The sequence below is a fragment of the Myroides odoratus genome, assembly GCF_001549985.1.
Lineage (GTDB): Bacteria > Bacteroidota > Bacteroidia > Flavobacteriales > Flavobacteriaceae > Flavobacterium > Flavobacterium odoratum_A.
On record NZ_LROZ01000001.1, the window covers coordinates 231,521 to 249,865 of the forward strand.

Sequence of the window (18,345 nt, forward strand, 5' to 3'; positions counted from 1 at the left end):
GGTAAATCTTAACCTATTGAATCTTAATTTCGAAAGGCATGATTGCCTGTGCTCCTTTTAGTGAATTAAAGTAGTTTAATCGTTCCATCATTTCAAAATTCTCTTGTCCGATTTTTTCTTTCAGCAATTCATCTTGTGTTTGCATGATTGAGGCTCCTAAGAAATTGCGCAATAAATCATTGAATTTTAATTCATATTCTGGATAACTCACTACGTTATACTCTTCGATTTCAACTTTATTTGCTGCATAAGCAATCGCTGCATCCAACCCTCCTAATTCATCCACTAATCCTTTTTGTAAAGCATCGACTCCAGTCCAAACACGTCCTTGTGCAATTTCATCTACTTGTTCAAAGGTCATATTACGACCTGCTGCTACACGATTCACAAATGTTTCATAGATAAACTCAATGCTTTCTGTTACTTCCGTTTTAAACGATTCGTCAACTTTTCTGAATGGGCTATACGAAGCTGCATTTTGGTGTGTTTTTACTTGTTCCGCATTCACGCCATATTTAGTTGCTAAGGTGCTAAAGTTTGGCAACATACCAAATACTCCAATCGATCCCGTAATCGTTGCTGGATCAGCAAAAATACGATCAGCACCACAAGAAATATAATACCCCCCTGAAGCGGCTAAATCTCCCATAGAAACAATCACTGGTTTTACTTTTTTCGTCAATTCGATTTCTCTCCAAATTAACTCTGAGGTTAAAGCACTCCCCCCTGGACTATTTACACGTAAGACAATCGCTTTTACTTTATCATTCTGACGCGCTTTTCTCAACGCTCTATTCACAGATCCTTCTCCAATAAAGCTCACATTTCCTTCACCGTTCAAGATTTGTCCTTGTGCGTAAATAACAGCAATTTGATCTGTTGTTGCTTTTTTCGTACTTGGTGCACCTGCTTTAATATATTCCAATACATCTATTTTGTTGTATTCTTTATCCTGTGCGACGTCTAATGCTTTTTTAATTCCAGCGTGATACTCATCTTCATACGCTACTTTATCTACCAATTTTACTTGCAATGCTCTTTCTGGTGTTCGAGCCGCCAAGTTCGTTGCAATAGCATTTAAACTATCTACAGAAATATTTCTACTTTTCGAAATATCGTTTACCAAGGTTCCCCAAATAGAATTCAAGAAAACCGTAATTTGTTCTCTGTTGGCTTCACTCATTTGTTTTTCTAAATAAGGTTCCACCGCACTTTTATATTTTCCGTGGCGAATCACTTCCATGTGAACCCCCGTTTGATCTTGCAATCCTTTTAGATATAAGATTTCTGTTGATAACCCACGAAAATCAACCCCTCCTACTGGGTTAACGTATACTGTATCTGCAACAGAACTCAGGTAATATTCTCCTTGCGAAAACGTATCTGCATAAGACACGACAAATTTTCCACTTTGTTTGAAGTCTTCTAATTTTTCTCTGATTTCTCTACGTTGTACAAACCCCAAAGAAGAAACATTATTGAGCAATGAAATTCCTTTGATGCGATCATCCTCTTTCGCTTGTTCTATTGCCATCAACACATTCGAAACACCGTCTTTACTTTCGTCGCTAAAGTTGAAATCTTTATAACTAAACTTTCCACCGTAATCATATTGAACGGTTGATAAATCTAAATTAAGAACGGAATTATTCTTAACGATTACTTTATCTGAGCTTCCAGCTACAGCAGCAAAGACAATCAAACCAAAAAACAACAAACCAAAAAAGATGAACAGTCCTAGTAATGTTGCTAATAAATTTCTTAAAAACTTCATAGTATTCTATTTTACTGGATTAGTATACGCTATCGAACAAATGTTACAAAATAAGTATTTTATTTTCATTCAATATCTCCTACAAAGTTAGCATTAATTAAAATTTCTTTTACTTACTTTTGTCTCATGAATACGCAAAATACGCTGGTTTTATCCCTTGGAACCAATCAAGGCGACAAAAAAGCAAACCTTAATAAAGCTATAGAACTGATAAACAACGAAATAGGAACCGTTATTACCGTTTCTCCTATTTACGAATTTCCTGCATGGGGTTTTGAAAGTGAGCCATTTTTTAACTGTGCCTTAGTTCTTCATACCCTTTTAGATGCACAAACAGCTATTGCTAAAATCTTAGAAGCAGAAAAAACATTAGGTCGCATTCGTCACCAACAGGTGGGCTATGCTGCGCGAACTATTGATATTGATATTATTGCTTTCAACGAGGCAATTATCCAAGAGCCCAATCTGGTGGTTCCTCATCCGTTGATGCAAGACCGTCTTTTTGTATTACAACCTATGGCTGATTTACAATTGGACTGGGTTCACCCTATACTTAAAAAGAGCTGTCAACAGTTAGTACAAGATTGCACGGATCAAACGACATTCAAACAAGTAGAAGTGTTATCTACCCCTTTACAAGATCATCCCTTACGCAAATTAAATTTCGTAGCTATTGAAGGAAATATTGGAGCAGGTAAAACAACGTTGACACATCGCATTGCGGAAGATTTTAATGCTAAAAGTATTTTTGAAGGTTTTGCTGACAATCCTTTTCTTCCTAAATTTTATGAAGATGCCAAGCGTTATGCATTTCCTTTAGAAATGTCTTTCTTAGCGGACCGCTATGCTCAACTTGCTGATGATTTAGCTCAATTTGATTTGTTCAAAGAGTTTATCATTGCAGATTATTATATTTTCAAATCCTTGATTTTTGCTCAAATTACCTTGGAGGAAGATGAATTTCGCTTGTATCAACAAGTGTTTGATATCATGTATAAAGAAACTCCAAAACCAGATTTATATGTTTTCCTCTATCAGAATACCGATCGTTTATTAGAGAATATTCAGAAGAGAGGGCGATCCTATGAAAATGATATCTCCGGACAATACCTAGATAAAGTTACCCAGGGCTATTTCAATTTCATGAAGACCCTACCGGCAGAAAAAGTATTGGTCATTGATATCTCAGACTTAGACTTTGTAGCCAATCAAGCGGATTATATTCAAATCCTAAATCAGATTGAAACCAAATTGACAACATAAAAAAAAGCTCCAATAACCTTTTGTTTATTGGAGCTTTTTTATTTTTATTGCATTTGCTGAAATAAATCCCAAATAACAATTCCAGTACTTACCGCTATATTCAAGGAATGTTTCGTTCCGATTTGTGGTATTTCAATTACTCCATCACTCAAATCTACTACCCCTTGAGAAACTCCTTTTACTTCATTTCCGAATACTAACGCGTATTTTTGTCCGTCTTCAATTTGAAAATCGTTCAACATCACACTATTTTCTACTTGTTCAATAGCTTGAACAGAAACTCCTTCTTCCTTCAATCGTTTGACAACCTCAATGACATCTTTAACATATTCCCAGGCTACGGTTTCTGTTGCTCCAAGCGCTGTTTTATGTATTTCTTTATTGGGTGGTGTTGCTGTAATTCCGCATAAATACACTTTTTCTACCAAAAAAGCATCACACGTTCTAAAAACAGATCCGATGTTATGTAAACTTCTTACATCATCTAATACAACAATAATCGGTGTTTTATCTGATGTTTTAAACTCGTCAACACTCTTTCTATCTAATTCACTATTGGCTAATTTTCGCATAATAATGGGCTATATTTCTGCAAAAATATTGATTATACTAATACTAGACCAATATTTAATCCATGAAAATTAAAAACAGATTCACCTTCCTTCCTTCTTTCCATCCAATGTAAATAAGGCTATATTTTTAACTAATCTTTCATATCGTTTAATTGTTAAACCTTTTGAAGTTCAATATTTTTGTAGGCTAAAATTTGAATATGTTTCACGAATTAATCAAAAAAGTAATTACCTCTGCCGTTTTCATTTATACTGTTCGTTGTCTTCTTGGTTTCTGCATCGGCTATTATTTTTATATTTACTTTGAGGATCACGAAACTTTGTGGACGATTATTTCGATTATTTTAGTGATTTCACCAGAGGGGCAAAATTCTAAAAAGCTATCTATTGAGCGGTTTAAATCTAACTTAGTTGGTTCTGTTGTTGGTTTAATTTGCTTAGAACTACACACCCCTAACTTAGTTGTTATTTTATTTGGTATCCTGTTGACCATCTTGATTTGTTATTTCTTTAAAATTCTTAATATGGCACGCGTGGCTCTGGTTTCCTTAGTCATCATATTAGTACAACCTATTTCAGGTTTGACAGAAATGACTCCTTTATGGCGATTTTTAGCCGTTACCATTGGATGTTTGATTGGCTTACTCATTGTTATTTTTACCTCCATTCCGATTCGTCGATTGAAGCGCTATTACGACCTTCCTTTATCGTAAAAAATCTTTCTGTTTTAGCTATCTCACTAATCTTACTGTATATTTGTAACTTCGTCTAAATACCTAAAAACACAAAATATGGCTGCGAAAGAAAAAGCGACAAAAGAAACTCCGTTAATGAAGCAATACAATGACATAAAGGCTAAATATCCAGATGCTTGTTTGTTGTTTCGCGTAGGAGATTTTTATGAAACTTTTGGAGAGGATGCTATTCGTACGGCTCAGATTTTAGGCATTACCCTAACCAAACGTGGCGCTGGATCGTCTAGTGAAACAGAGTTAGCAGGATTTCCTCATCACTCCATTAATGTTTATTTACCCAAATTAGTCAAAGCAGGACTTCGCGTTGCAATATGTGATCAGTTGGAAGATCCTAAAATGACGAAAACGATTGTAAAAAGAGGAGTTACAGAATTGGTAACCCCAGGTGTTGCCTTGAATGATGAAGTACTACAATCCAAATCCAACAACTTTTTGTGTGCGGTTCACTTTACAAAAAAAGCATTAGGTATCGCTTTTTTGGATGTATCAACAGGTGAGTTTTTCACATCAGAGGGAGATGCGGAATACATCGATAAGCTTTTGCAAAACTTCAATCCCAGTGAGATTTTAGTGCAAAAAAGCAACAAAGTTACCTTTCAACAGCAATTTAGTTCTGCCTATAATCTCTTCTTTTTGGATGATTGGGTTTTCAAAGAAGACTTTGCATTTGAATCCTTAACCAAACACTTCCAAACCAATTCATTAAAAGGATTCGGTATTGAAGATTTAACTGATGGTATTATTGCATGTGGTGCGGTATTACATTATCTTTCAGAGACCCAACACACGCGAATCAAACATATTTCAAACATTCAGCGCATAGCAGAAGATGCATATGTGTGGATGGATCGCTTTACTATTCGAAATTTAGAGCTTTACCAAAGCAGTAATTTCAATGCCATTACCCTATTGGATGTGATTGATAAAACCTTATCTCCTATGGGAGGAAGGTTACTCAAACGCTGGTTGGCACTTCCTTTAAAAAAGAAGAAAAGCATTGTAGAACGCCATGAAATTGTAGAGTTACTTACACAGAAACAAGATACACTTGCCTTTTTTCAAGGACAGATTAAAAAGATATCCGATTTAGAGCGATTAACCTCTAAAATTGCAACGGGGAAAGTATCTCCGCGCGAGCTTTTATTTTTAAAAGAATCCTTGGATGCTATTATCCCTTTAAAAGAACAAGCGTTAAAAAGCAAAAATGATTCCTTGAAAATTATTGGGGATCAACTACATGATTGTGGTTTATTGCGAGAGCGTATTGCTCAAACAATTCATCCGGATGCTCCTGTAGCCATTAGCAAAGGAAATGCCATTGCTTTTGGCATTAATGAAGAATTAGATGAATTGCGCAATATATCATCGACAGGTAAAAGCTACCTCGATGAAATGGAACAAAGAGAGAGCCAACAAACGAGTATTCCTTCGTTAAAAATCGCTTTCAACAATGTATTTGGGTATTACATTGAAGTGCGCAATACACACAAAGACAAGGTACCTGCAGCCTGGATCCGCAAACAAACCCTAGTCAATGCAGAACGCTACATTACTGAAGAGCTAAAAGCGTATGAAAATAAAATCTTAGGTGCTGAAGAAAAAATCAGTCAGCTTGAAGGCCAGATTTACGATGAATTTGTTCAATGGTGTGGGCAATACATCCAACCAGTACAATTAAATGCTCATTTAGTAGCTCAATTAGACTGCTTATCTTCCTTCGCTCAATTGGCATTGGAAAACAATTATGTACGTCCAGTACTTGATGATAGCTACGACTTAGAGATTAAAGATGGCCGCCATCCTGTAATTGAAAAACAATTACCTTTTGATAAACCTTACATCACCAACGATGTATTTTTAAATAATTCTACCCAGCAAATCATTATGATTACAGGGCCTAATATGTCGGGAAAATCTGCTATTTTGCGCCAAACAGCTTTAATTGTCCTATTGGCTCAAATGGGGTGTTTTGTACCTGCAGCAGCTGTTCGCATGGGAATTGTAGATAAAATATTCACTCGTGTAGGCGCTTCTGATAATATTTCTATGGGTGAATCTACCTTTATGGTTGAGATGAACGAAACGGCCTCTATTTTAAATAATATTTCTGATCGCAGTTTAGTTTTACTCGATGAAATTGGCCGTGGAACGAGTACATATGATGGTATTTCAATCGCTTGGGCCATTGCTGAATTTTTACATCAACATCCTTCCAAACCGAAAACCTTATTTGCGACGCACTATCATGAATTAAATGATATGCAAGAGCATTTCGAAGGAGTCAAAAACTACAACGTATCAGTTAAAGAACTCAAAGACAACGTTTTGTTTATTCGAAAACTAATTCCAGGTGGAAGTGCGCATAGTTTTGGTATACACGTGGCTAAGATGGCCGGTATGCCTCAAATTGTTATTAACCGTGCACAAAAAATGCTGAAGCAATTGGAAAAAACGCATCACAAAGATGGAGATATCCAACTTAAACCTGTAGAACAAGATTTACAATTGAGTATTTTCAATATTGATGATCCTTTACTCAGTAGTTTGAAAGATGAATTATCCGTCATTGACATCAATACCTTAACACCAGTAGAGGCTTTGATGAAATTACATGAACTCAAAAAGATGATTCAATAAATAAAAAAGATAGTAAAAACACAAGATATTCGACTTACTCAAAGGGGTAAGTCGATTTTTTTAAAAAATAATTTACCTGATTATTCACTGACTGCCAAATGCTTAAAAAAAACAGTGAAAAATATTGTATTTGCATATTTGCACAAGTAAAAAAATGTTCTACATTTGCACTCGCATTACAGAAATAATGCACGATCAGATAAACGCTTGCGAAAATAGCTCAGTTGGTAGAGCGCAACCTTGCCAAGGTTGAGGTCGCGGGTTCGAACCCCGTTTTTCGCTCGAAAGTAATTTAATAACGCTCGAGTGGTGGAAGTGGTAGACACGCTGGACTTAAAATCCAGTGAACAGTAATGTTCGTGCGGGTTCAAGTCCCGCCTCGAGTACAAAAGTCCCAAGTTAACGCTTGGGACTTTTTTTTGAATTAAATTACTTCTTTAAGAGAAAATAGCTGTCCCAATAGTTCCATACATAGAAGTCATTTTGTTTTTTGATACTCTCTATATTTTCACTTTTCTACTAACTAGAGGGTTATTTAACTTTTTTAGGTGAAGGAGAATAGTTTTACAGACCTTTTCAACTTGTCACAAATAGCAGACATTAACATTTAGTGCTATTTAGCTGTAAGCTTTACTAATTTTTAATCGTTAATTTCGGTTAAAACCAATAAGTAAAATTTATATAGCATGAAAAAAATTTTAATTCTAGGCCTAGCCTTTGCTCTTTTTTCTTGTTCGAAAGAAGATAATTTAGTAGGCTCTACCCAGCTAAATAAAGAGATTGAAACGATAGACGCCAATATTGGATACGAATCTCCTTTTGATTATGATGCAAATGGGCAATATAAGGGGAATCTAATTACCTATTTTTTTGATAATGACACTTATTTTGACTTCAAAATAACACCTTATGTTAGTTATGGTTCATATGATGAAGATCCTTATGGTGAAGTATTCTGGCCAAATTTTGGTAATTATAATTTATTCTCTGGCCGATATTATTCGCCCAATTTGACAGCTAATGGGTACAAATACGGAAATTTTGTTGCGGCTACAGATGTGCTACTTTCTAGCTATGCTAGTATGAATACAGGGATTGGTAGTATAGTGGTTCCACTTACGTTTAATTACTTTGGAAGTGTTGTTAATACAACAGAAAGAGATTTTTTATGGAAAGCTGGAAAATTATATTTTATTGAATTTGATATTTTTGATGGTAAAGGAAAAGAGTTTTTGGCAAAAGGACAAAAAGTAAAACTAAATTTCTATCATGGGTTTGATCCTCAAGACATTCCATTAGGATGGAAAAAATTACCTTATCATGACTCCGTTTTTGATGAAGTAATGTTATATAACATGAATACCAGAGAAATATGTTTAACTATAAGCGATACCAGTCCTTTTAAAGATACGTATCAATTTGAAAAAAATGGGATAACTTATGAGGTGGGGATAAAAACTACATCTAATGAAGTAAGAGTATATCTGAAGGAAGTGCCTTAATCGAATATGGCATAAACTAGTATCGTTTGTGCTTTATATTCATCATCATTAAAAATAAACAGCCTATCTATTCCTTATAGATTAGGCTTTTTTTATTCTAAACCGGTATTCCAACTAGTGAAGACGATGAAAAAACAATACACTTCCTATTCCTCTTTTCAAACTAAAACAGTAAATTTTTCTTTTTCAATCTATTTCATCTTTTTTAAAAGTTTTATTTTCCAACAAAAACACCAATTAAAGCTATTTTATCCTTATTTAATTATTTTTTGCAGATAAAAAAACCACAACATACCTTTGCACTGTTGTTCCTGATAAAAATTAAATAACATGCAGAAAATAATAAACGTTTTTTCGACACTACACAACATGCAACTCCTATGGTCTCCTTTTGCTATGAAAATGGAAATGATGGGTATGTCTTAACGGAAACAAAGCTTTATTATTTTTTGTTCTACAAAACAGAAAAGGAGGCTTTGGTAGAGCCTCCTTTTTTTTGTATCGTTTTTTAAGCAGCAAAAAACGATAGTCCATGATATGCTGCTAAAAATAATCAAATTTTTAGTGAAAATGAAAAGTATTCAACTTCGGCTACTCCTAAGTAGCTTGCTATTGCTATGCAATATAGCGTTAGCCCAACAAATAACAGTAACAGGTGTAGTACGTGAGCAGAACGGAGATACACTACCTGGTGTCTCGGTTTTTGTATCCAACACGACACAAGGGGTGCAAACAGATTTAAATGGACGATATAGCCTCATTGTCAAGGAAGGGGATATATTGTACTTCGATTATATCGGATTTAAACCACAATCCATTCCTGTCAACAAGCAAAATGTTATTGATGTTGTCCTACTCGAAGATGCGGTTCATCTCGATGATGTTGTTATCGTAGCTTACGGTACACAAAAACAAAAAGCAGTTGTAGGGGCAATTAGTCAAATCAAAAGTGATGTATTAGACAAACAAGTAGCAACTTCAGTGGTAACCGCACTTCAGGGAACAGTAGCTGGAGTAAACATCATCAATTCAAGTTCTCAGCCTGGTGAGAGCCCTACAATACGAGTACGCGGGATCGGTTCTATTAACGCCTCAGCAGATCCGTTAATTATCTTAGACGGAGCTCCCTATTCGGGAAATCTCAATTCGATAAGTGCGGATCAGATTGAGGCCATCAACATACTAAAAGACGCCTCCTCTACGGCCCTATATGGTTCTAGAGGTTCTAACGGGGTTATTTTAATCAAAACTAAAATGGGAAAACGCAACAGTGAACCTGAAGTACAAGTTAAATTGAGTTCTGGGGTTGCCTTTGATGCAGTCCAAACACACAACGTATTGGATACGGAAGAATACACTACCTATCTTTGGGAAGGAAGAAAAAACAACTACCAATATGTATTGGGACAAGAGGAAGCCACTGCGCGAAAAAATGCATCTGATGGATTGGTAAGTTATTTTGGTTATAATCCTTTTGGAACCAATCAACCTGTGGATTATAACGGTAATTGGACAGTTAAGGATCCGTTGTTATGGGAAACAAATTGGAAAAAAGAACTACAGCGCAATCAAGCATTTAGAAATGAATACAACTTTAATATTGCTGGTGGAAGTGATCGAACGACCTATTTCTTATCTGCCAACTACCTCAACCAAGATGGCATGATTAAAACTTCTAATTTTGAACGCACAACAGTTCGTTTAAATCTAGAAAGTCAAATTACGGATTGGTTACAAGTTGGAGCCAACACAGCTTATGCCAGCTCTAATCAAAACTTCCCTACTCAAAGTGGTACCAACTTGTATAGTCCAATGAATTGGATTTATGCTATGCCAAGTGTATACCCTGTATATAAAAGAGATGCCAAAGGTCAATTGGTTTACGATCCTACGGGAGGAAAAATTTACGACTACGGCAATGCTTCAAGTAAAGACGTTAATAGTGTTCGCCCGATTATGAGTGGAGAAAATGCTGTAGGTATATTATTTAATAATAGTACAGTGAACCGACGTTCTTCACTCAGTTGGAATGGTTTTGCTAAAGTAGATTTGACTGAAGGGCTCTATTTCAAATCTAATTTATCTTATGAAAAATACGATTACAACGTAAAAGAATACAACAATGCGCAATATGGACAAGCCTCTAGCGTGCAAGGTCGTGTTCAAAAAGCAAAGGATACTTCTGAAACGATTAACTTTATCAATGCGTTACACTATGACAAGGTTTTAGGTGATCATCATTTTACAGCAGATGGGATTGTTGAAGCTTATCGTTTTAAACAAGATTTATTTCGCGCTTCTTCTACAGGATATCTACCTGGAAATACTGAAATTGGCAGTGGTACAGCCTTAGAAAGCATTGAGGGATATGAGGTAGAAGATCGTTTAACGAGCTATCTTGGACGCGTTAGTTATGATTATAACAATACCTATTTTTTAGAAGGTTCATTTAGACGCGATTCAAGTACGCGTTTTGATAAGTCTGTAAGGGCTGGAAACTTTTATTCTGTTGGAGGTTCATGGATTGTTTCTTCTGAAGATTTTCTAGCTAATCTTTCGTCTATCGACTTACTTAAACTGAGGGTTTCTTATGGAGAATTAGGAAATAACAACCTAAAAGACAAGTATTTTCCTTATTTGAGATTATTTGAGACAGGGTATAACCAATTAGACAACCCTGGTGTGATATTGGGAGACTTAACCGATCCTTACTTAACTTGGGAGAAAACAGCTTCCTTCAATGTTGGGCTTGATTTCAGTTTGTTTAACAATCGCCTTGAAGGTTCGGTAGATTACTACAAAAAACGTTCTATTGATTTGTTATTTGCCATTCCACAAGCGCCTTCAACAGGAAATCTTGAGTTACTATCCAATGCAGGTACGATTGAAAACTACGGATTAGAAGTGAGTTTGACTACCCACCTTCTTCGTACAAAGGATTGGAAATGGGATACATCTCTAAACTTCTCTATAGATAGAAACAAAATTAAATCGTTGACACAAGATAGTTTCATTAGTGGACTAAACCGTTGGGAAGAAGGTCGTTCACTATACGACTTTTATCTTAGAGAATGGGCGGGTGTAGATCCAAATGACGGATATGGAATGTGGTACAAAGATGTATTAGATACTCAAGGACAGGTAACGGGACGAGAAACGACAAAAGATTATGATGAAGCGACTCGTTATTACAAGCAATCGGCTTTGCCTAAAGTTGTGGGGGGATTCAATACAAGTTTGTCTTATAAAAACGTTGACTTCAGTGCTTTTTTCAATTTTAGTTTAGGCGGTTATATCTACGACAATGATTATGCAAGCTTAATGGGTGGAATCTCTAAAGGATACCAAAGTTCACCCGATTTGGAAAATCGTTGGCAAAAACCAGGAGATGTTACAGACATACCAATCATCTTGAATGCTTCAAATAATTTTGCGGCAACTTCAACGCGATTTTTATACAAAAATGATTATCTCCGCCTCAAAGCCCTAACCATAGGATATTCCCTTCCTGTCGATCGTTTAAGTAAAATCAAACTCAAGCAAGCGAGAATATATGTACAAGGAGAAAATTTATTAACCTTCCAATCCCATCAAGGAATTGATCCAGAACAAGCAATTAACGGCGTAACGAATTATCGCGTTCCTTTATCTGCTACCGTTTCGGTTGGATTAAATATTAATTTTTAAAAGCGTAAACCCATGAAACAATCCATTATAAAAGGACTTATTTTAATCGCACTAACGAGTAGTGTTCTCAGTTGTTCCTCTGACTTCTTAGATGAACCTCAACCTAAAGATAGCATTTCTCCCGATATTGTTTTCGGGAGTAAGGAAGGGGCAACCTCTTTTCTATCGGGGATTTTGAGATTACAAAGGATGTCCATGATTAATGATGAAGCCTCAGGTCTTCATAGTATCTTATTTGCTCGAAGTGTAAAAGGAGCGGATTTAATCCAAAAACAAATCTGGTTTGGCGATGATTACGATCATCAAGTCTATGTAAGTACAGGCACACGAGCTATATTTTCATGGAGATTACCCTATAAAATTATCGATCAAGTTAACAACTTAATTCAAGGGGTACAGGCGAGTACTAAAATTAGTCCAGCAGATAAAAACACCTTAATCGGGCAAGCACTGGCACTTAGAGGGTATTACTATTTTCAGCTTGCTATTGAGTTTGGCGAGGCGTATCTAGCACCGGAAAATCAAGCCTTTCCTCCCATTTATACCGAACCAACAGCTACTCCTGCTCCCTTTGCTACGAAAGAGGAATTTTTCACTCGCATTGTAACGGATTTAGAAGAGGCAACTACTCTCCTAGATGAACAAAGAGAAAACAAATCCTATATCAATAAAGCTGTTGCTCAAGCCTTTTTAGCTCAAGTATATCAGTACATGGGAAAATGGGAGTTGGCGCAAAAGAATGCAGCGGCAGCGTATGGTGGCCATGCTCTTGCAGTATTACGTGCAGAAGACTACAACAAAGGCTTTGCTTCTATCCAAGCAACAGAATGGTTGTGGGCCTTACCCCAAAGCGCAGATCAAACCGTTTATTATCGTTCACATCCTCATGCCATGATGGATCATGTAGCTGTGGCTTATCATGGTACGTTCATTAACGATGCATTTGTCCGACAATTCAGTTCAACTGATGTCCGCAACTTGTTTTCTAATTTTTACGAGAAACCAGCAGGTGATTGGCAAGAATACGTAACCTCTAAATTCACATTTACTTTTGAATCGGATCTTCCTATTATTCGCTATCCAGAGCTTATTTTGATTGAAGCCGAGGCTAATTACCATCTAGGAGACGAAACCAACGCCCGTCAATTACTTGATGCTATTCGCCTAAATCGAGATTCTGCTGCACAAGCAACTACAACCAGCGGTACTGATTTACTGGAAGCTATTTTACTTGAACGACGAAAAGAATTATATGGCGAATGTGGTGTAGAATGGTTTGATGCAAAGCGACTATTGAGAGGAATTAATCGCACGGGAAATCACCGCACAAGATTATCCATTGCTCCTTTAGACAAACGTTTTCAATTACCTATTCCACAAGAAGAATTAGATGCACGCAAATAAAACGTATGCCTCATAAACCCATAAAAAAAGCCCTAAGTTAAACTTAGGGCTTTTTTTTCATGCATTTGAATCTAGCTCTTTCTCATAAAGAACATTGTATTTTACTCTTTTACAATGAATGGTACACTTCGTTGTGTCCCATTGCCTTTAAGTACTAGAATATAGGATCCTGTAGCTAAAGTAGAAGATAATTCAATTTGTTTATCTGCTGTACCTTCCATAAAGTCTCCTTGTTTGATTACTTGTCCTTTGACATTGTAAATCACATAACTCATAGCTTGCTGTTGATCTTCATCTAAGCGAACGTGTAACGTTTGATTTTTCTGTACCGGATTTGGATATACTCCCCAATCCGCTGTTGCTTTTTGTTCTATATGAATCGGGCAACTCACTACTTTTTCACCATTAAACAACGTCAAGACTACGTGATACACTGCTCCAACTTCCAATACATCACCTACATTATTTCCTGCCGAATACGCTTGTTGATATCCAATAGATTCTCCATTTTTAAACCATTCATATCCTTTAAATACATAGCCTCCATTGGTTTTCTTGTTATTGTTTACCAATAAGACATTGTTGTATTTCTGATAAATAAGATTTGTTGTAGCTATGCGTTTTTCAATATATACCGTATACGTTTCTTGTTCAGTTCCACGAGGAGAAGTCACTGTAATAACTTGCTTATACGTACCATATTCTTTTACAGCTACCGTTATATGAGTGGAAGGCGATACTTGAATTCCATCCGCAACTTGAACTTCAATAATGACTTGATCTTGTTCTTTATCACAACCAATCACTACATACACTTCTTTCTCTGGTTTTCCATACGAAACACCATCAATAATTAAGTTGTCAATCCCCACAGCTTTGCTCGTTACTTCGATTGTTCGTGCCACAGGTATCGCAGGACTATAATTTTCATTTCCAGGTTGAGAAGCAGTGATTGTAACAAAACCAGGACGTAAGAAACGTACCATTCCTCTTTCATCTACCGTTGCCACTTCCTGATCTATTGCATCATTAATGCGATAAGATACTGGTAATCCAGAACTAGCAGTTGCTGTTAATTGTAACGTTGGCGTATCTTCAATCACCACAGTTGTTTCTGTTTCAAAATCAATCTCTTGATTTGCTTTTACTATTTTTAGTGTTCCATTCAACGTCAAAACTTCATAGGCTGGGCCATAATCCACAGTTGCTGTAACAGCGTATACACCCACTTCGGTTTGATTGTTATTCGTATAGGTAATATCAGCCTCAGCTTCTATATTTCCTTCCACTTGTAGCGCTTTTACTTGGCCGTCATAGACAAAAATTCGGTCTGGTAGTGAAACACCACTGATTTGACTTTGTTTAATTTCAAAATCAGCTCCAGTAAAAGAAACTAGTTCATAGTTCGCTCGTACCGCTAAAGTACCTTGATTAATTGCATATAACCCGATTTCTTCCCCAGCTACACGTGTTAAACGTCCTGTGGTTACTTGAATTGGCTGATCTCCTCTTTGCAGCCCTATTGCATCAAATAAGAAAACTGGATCTGCCTCACCATATCCTTTCGCTTGGTTTTCTATCACAACTATTTCCAAAGGTGCTGGCGTGATTTTAAACTTCTCTTGCCCTGCTACAGTCAAGATATAATTACCAGACAAGGCTTGCAGACCACCTAAAGCATACGTATACAAACCTATGTTTTCTCCAATTTGTCTACCTAATACTCCCGTTAAAGCAGTAGCTGCGGTATCATTAAATTTCAATCCTGTAACGGTGTATGAAAATACAGGATCTATCCGCCCATATATTTTTTCCATACCTGCTTCAGGGACAACCGCCAAAGTGGCAGGCGTAATACTCAATTCATCAGCCTGAAAAATCAATTCATAATTTGCGCCAATCACTTGTAGTGTTCCTTGATTGATGGCATAATTACCTACATTTTCTCCTGCTACACGCCCCAATGTCCCTCTTAACACACTAGCCGCAGTATCATTGTTTAATAGCCCTGTTACTTGATATGTAAACACAGGATCTGCCTCACCATATTCTTTCATCTGCGCATTGGCAGTTACAATTAATTCTGCAAAAATAATCTTGAAGTCTGCACTAATAAATGTAATATCATAGTTTCTACCACCACTTAACGTGCCTTGTGTAATAGCATATAGGCCCATTTCCTCTCCTGCCTCTCTAGCGAGAACACCTGAGAAAACAGCTTCAGTATCTGTATATTTAAATCCAGTTGCCGTGTAAGTCAGCACAGGATCTTCAGTACCATATCGTTTTTCTTGATTACGATCTGCTGTTACGGTAAGCATCGCTTTTGTTACGGTCAAGGCAAACGTTACATCTTCAGCAGGCAAATACACATTATTTCCTGCTTGACTCGCTGTAACAGTTGTAGTTCCCGCTCCTTTTATTACCAATTTCCCATTTTCAAACACAGCTACTGTCTGATCTTCAACAACATAACTCAATCCTAAACCACTATCTGAAGTCCCATGTACAAAAGGTATATCTCCATATACTTTGGTAACATCATCTACTGTAATAACCTGATTATTTGGTGGTAATGTATTGAATGTCACTGGTCCATACCAAGCTCCACATGGTAAAGCTCGTACATAGACGTCATACGCTGTATCCGCTACTAAATTTGTAAATACATAAGGCGTTGTCACGTTACCTACAGTTGTTCCAGCTCCGCGTACAAAACCAGCTGGCCCATATTCAATTTCAAATGTCGTTCCTTCCGATTCAATGTTCAATACGGTTTCCTCTTCGTTCACCTCAACCTCTGCAAGCGTAACCTCATCACAAGGAACCCCTCCTGAAATATCAAAATCATCCAATGCCACATCAAGACTAGCAAATATCTGAAGGATATTAGCCTTAACTCTAATCTTCACATACAAACCTGCATAATCTTCAAGACCATAAGTAAATGTTTGCCATCCATTCGCACCATTGGTGTCAATTGTTCCCACTGCCGCATAAGATTGACCAAAATCCGTAGATAATTCAACTGTCAAACGACCTAAACCAGTGTAAGCTGGATCATCAAAACCGTCTGTTAGCAAATATTTAAAAGAGAAGGTATCTCCATACAAGATAGGTCCAACAGTAATGGTTGAAAAACTAGCCGAAGGAATTCCACCTAAAAAAGAATAATCATATAAACTCGTATGAATACTATTCCCTTGATCGGTATCCACTGGTGTAAAACTCCAAGTTCCCCCTGCCAATGGATTCCATCCTAAAGGATATACCTGTCCTCCACTAAAATCTTCGTGCCAAGGCGAAGGTGTAATAAGAATATCTGCAAAGGATAATGGTCCAGTCCATGTACTTTCTCCATCTGAACAAATGTTGCGTACATAAAACTGATAAGCTTGTGTTGTCTCTAAATCAGTAAAGGTATAAGATGTCGTTGTAATATTTTCAATGATTGTTCCATTGGCACTTCCTTGTACAAAGCCAATAGGTCCGTATTCAATTTCAAACAGATCGCCACCGCTCGTCCAATTCAAGGTAAATCCAGTAGCTGTAACATTGGTTTTTGTTAATCTCGTTGGAGCAATACATCCTGTCGGACAAGGTCCGATAGGAAATGTTTCGGAAACTAGATCAAAACAGGCCATTAACTCTCCTGAGATATCTTCAGCTCCGCCAACAGTCACTTCATACTCTACTATATTATCACACCCCCACCATAACTCATCATCAATTTCAATTTGAAGTGAATACGGTGGATTTGTACCGTAATAGGTTTGATTAATTGTAAAATTATAATCTGTAAAAGCAGTATAAGGCCCACCTCTAAGTACAGCACGTCCATCTCCATCAAGTAATTTCCAAGTCGTTGTGTCTCCTGCTTCAGGGAACGTCAAATTAATTTCAATTTCACAACCTTCGCCTGGTTCAGGTGCTTCATTATCAGAATCTACATCCAACGTAAAGTCAATGGCTTGACCATAAGAACCATCAGCCTCTTCCCAAAACTCATCATATCCACTAATCCAACAAGGATCTATATTCATTTCAAACCCCTCCATAATCCAAGTTTTGGTAATTCGTATACGAGTTGCACCTGCTATCGCAGTTGTGGGTACCGCAATATCCAATGAAACGCTTAGCCCATCTTCTCCATCCGAATCCTCTAGCCTACCGATATAGTAGATTTCGCCTGTATCATCTAAAAAACCATTGTGATTCCAATCGATAAAAGCGTAGAACTCATTTTCATCTCCATATGTATTTCCTTGAACCGTTAAGGTATACGTTTGCCCGGCGACTACCTCAGCAACTTCTGCCGTATGATTCAATAAAAAACTCGTATCATTTGTATTGGTTATTTCTAACCCATCAAATTCAATTTTAGTAATTTCTTCTACACCATACCCATCCACAGTGCAATAAGGTGCGGGAAATTGGGCAAAAGCAAGGGGACTACTAAGAAGGATTAAAAACAAGAGCAGTCTTTGAAGCCACCGGTCATTTTTTTGTTTCTTCGTAGGTAAAACATTTAGGTAAGTAATGTTATTCATAATTAATCATTTGGTTATACATCCAGTACTAGCACAACATCGTCACATGAAGGCATATTAATTTAGTTAACTAATTAACAAAACCTTTCATATAGGCCATGGAGTAAACAATATTTTAAATAACAATATATGAAAATATATAGCACTATTTTTACTATTTAAAAAAATATATTGAACATTACACAAACAAAGCAAAAACAA

At 36.7% G+C, this 18,345-nt stretch carries 9 protein-coding genes and 2 tRNA genes; 8 read left to right on the forward strand and 3 right to left on the reverse strand.

Annotated elements, in window-relative coordinates; translation table 11 throughout:
* Positions 1-13 precede the first annotated feature (13 nt).
* Entirely contained in the window at positions 14-1,774 is a 1,761-nt protein-coding gene (gene sppA / locus AWV75_RS01120; RefSeq protein ID WP_060872628.1) for a signal peptide peptidase SppA, read from the reverse strand.
* A 126-nt stretch (positions 1,775-1,900) separates the two neighbouring features.
* Here sppA and folK point away from each other — a divergent pair, with 126 nt between their 5' ends.
* Positions 1,901-3,037, forward strand: coding sequence for a 2-amino-4-hydroxy-6-hydroxymethyldihydropteridine diphosphokinase (gene folK / locus AWV75_RS01125; protein ID WP_060872629.1), 1,137 nt, complete (start codon positions 1,901-1,903; stop codon positions 3,035-3,037).
* Between the two features lie 44 nt (positions 3,038-3,081).
* Here folK and AWV75_RS01130 read toward each other — a convergent pair whose 3' ends face one another.
* Positions 3,082-3,609 (reverse strand): RNA methyltransferase, encoded by a 528-nt coding sequence (locus tag AWV75_RS01130; RefSeq protein ID WP_060872630.1) that lies wholly within the window; start codon positions 3,607-3,609, stop codon positions 3,082-3,084.
* A 200-nt stretch (positions 3,610-3,809) separates the two neighbouring features.
* Here AWV75_RS01130 and AWV75_RS01135 point away from each other — a divergent pair, with 200 nt between their 5' ends.
* From AWV75_RS01135 to AWV75_RS01165, 7 genes are all read left to right on the forward strand, one after another.
* Positions 3,810-4,322 (forward strand): FUSC family protein, encoded by a 513-nt coding sequence (locus tag AWV75_RS01135; protein WP_060872631.1) that lies wholly within the window; start codon positions 3,810-3,812, stop codon positions 4,320-4,322.
* A gap of 78 nt (positions 4,323-4,400) precedes the next feature.
* Positions 4,401-7,001, forward strand: coding sequence for a DNA mismatch repair protein MutS (gene mutS / locus AWV75_RS01140; protein ID WP_060872632.1), 2,601 nt, complete (start codon positions 4,401-4,403; stop codon positions 6,999-7,001).
* 209 nt (positions 7,002-7,210) lie between these two features.
* Positions 7,211-7,283: transfer RNA gene (locus AWV75_RS01145), tRNA-Gly, on the forward strand.
* 18 nt (positions 7,284-7,301) lie between these two features.
* A tRNA-Leu gene (locus tag AWV75_RS01150) sits at positions 7,302-7,387 on the forward strand.
* 300 nt (positions 7,388-7,687) lie between these two features.
* On the forward strand, positions 7,688-8,503 hold the full coding sequence (locus AWV75_RS01155) for a hypothetical protein (RefSeq protein ID WP_060872633.1): 816 nt from the start codon (positions 7,688-7,690) through the stop codon (positions 8,501-8,503).
* 570 nt (positions 8,504-9,073) lie between these two features.
* Positions 9,074-12,190: a SusC/RagA family TonB-linked outer membrane protein gene (locus AWV75_RS01160; protein ID WP_060872984.1), complete on the forward strand. Its 3,117-nt coding sequence runs from the start codon at positions 9,074-9,076 to the stop codon at positions 12,188-12,190.
* 12 nt (positions 12,191-12,202) lie between these two features.
* Positions 12,203-13,594, forward strand: coding sequence for a RagB/SusD family nutrient uptake outer membrane protein (locus AWV75_RS01165; RefSeq protein WP_060872634.1), 1,392 nt, complete (start codon positions 12,203-12,205; stop codon positions 13,592-13,594).
* A 101-nt stretch (positions 13,595-13,695) separates the two neighbouring features.
* Here the strand turns inward: AWV75_RS01165 and AWV75_RS01170 are convergent, their stop codons facing one another.
* On the reverse strand, positions 13,696-18,144 hold the full coding sequence (locus tag AWV75_RS01170) for an MBG domain-containing protein (RefSeq protein WP_060872635.1): 4,449 nt from the start codon (positions 18,142-18,144) through the stop codon (positions 13,696-13,698).
* Between the last annotated feature and the right edge of the window lie 201 nt (positions 18,145-18,345).

Coding starts and splice junctions, on each gene's coding strand:
- sppA (WP_060872628.1), bottom strand. CDS start 1,774: ATGAAGTTTTTAAGAAATTTATTAGCAACATTACTAGGACTGTTCATC.
- folK (WP_060872629.1), top strand. CDS start 1,901: ATGAATACGCAAAATACGCTGGTTTTATCCCTTGGAACCAATCAAGGC.
- AWV75_RS01130 (WP_060872630.1), bottom strand. CDS start 3,609: ATGCGAAAATTAGCCAATAGTGAATTAGATAGAAAGAGTGTTGACGAG.
- AWV75_RS01135 (WP_060872631.1), top strand. CDS start 3,810: ATGTTTCACGAATTAATCAAAAAAGTAATTACCTCTGCCGTTTTCATT.
- mutS (WP_060872632.1), top strand. CDS start 4,401: ATGGCTGCGAAAGAAAAAGCGACAAAAGAAACTCCGTTAATGAAGCAA.
- AWV75_RS01155 (WP_060872633.1), top strand. CDS start 7,688: ATGAAAAAAATTTTAATTCTAGGCCTAGCCTTTGCTCTTTTTTCTTGT.
- AWV75_RS01160 (WP_060872984.1), top strand. CDS start 9,074: ATGAAAAGTATTCAACTTCGGCTACTCCTAAGTAGCTTGCTATTGCTA.
- AWV75_RS01165 (WP_060872634.1), top strand. CDS start 12,203: ATGAAACAATCCATTATAAAAGGACTTATTTTAATCGCACTAACGAGT.
- AWV75_RS01170 (WP_060872635.1), bottom strand. CDS start 18,144: ATGAATAACATTACTTACCTAAATGTTTTACCTACGAAGAAACAAAAA.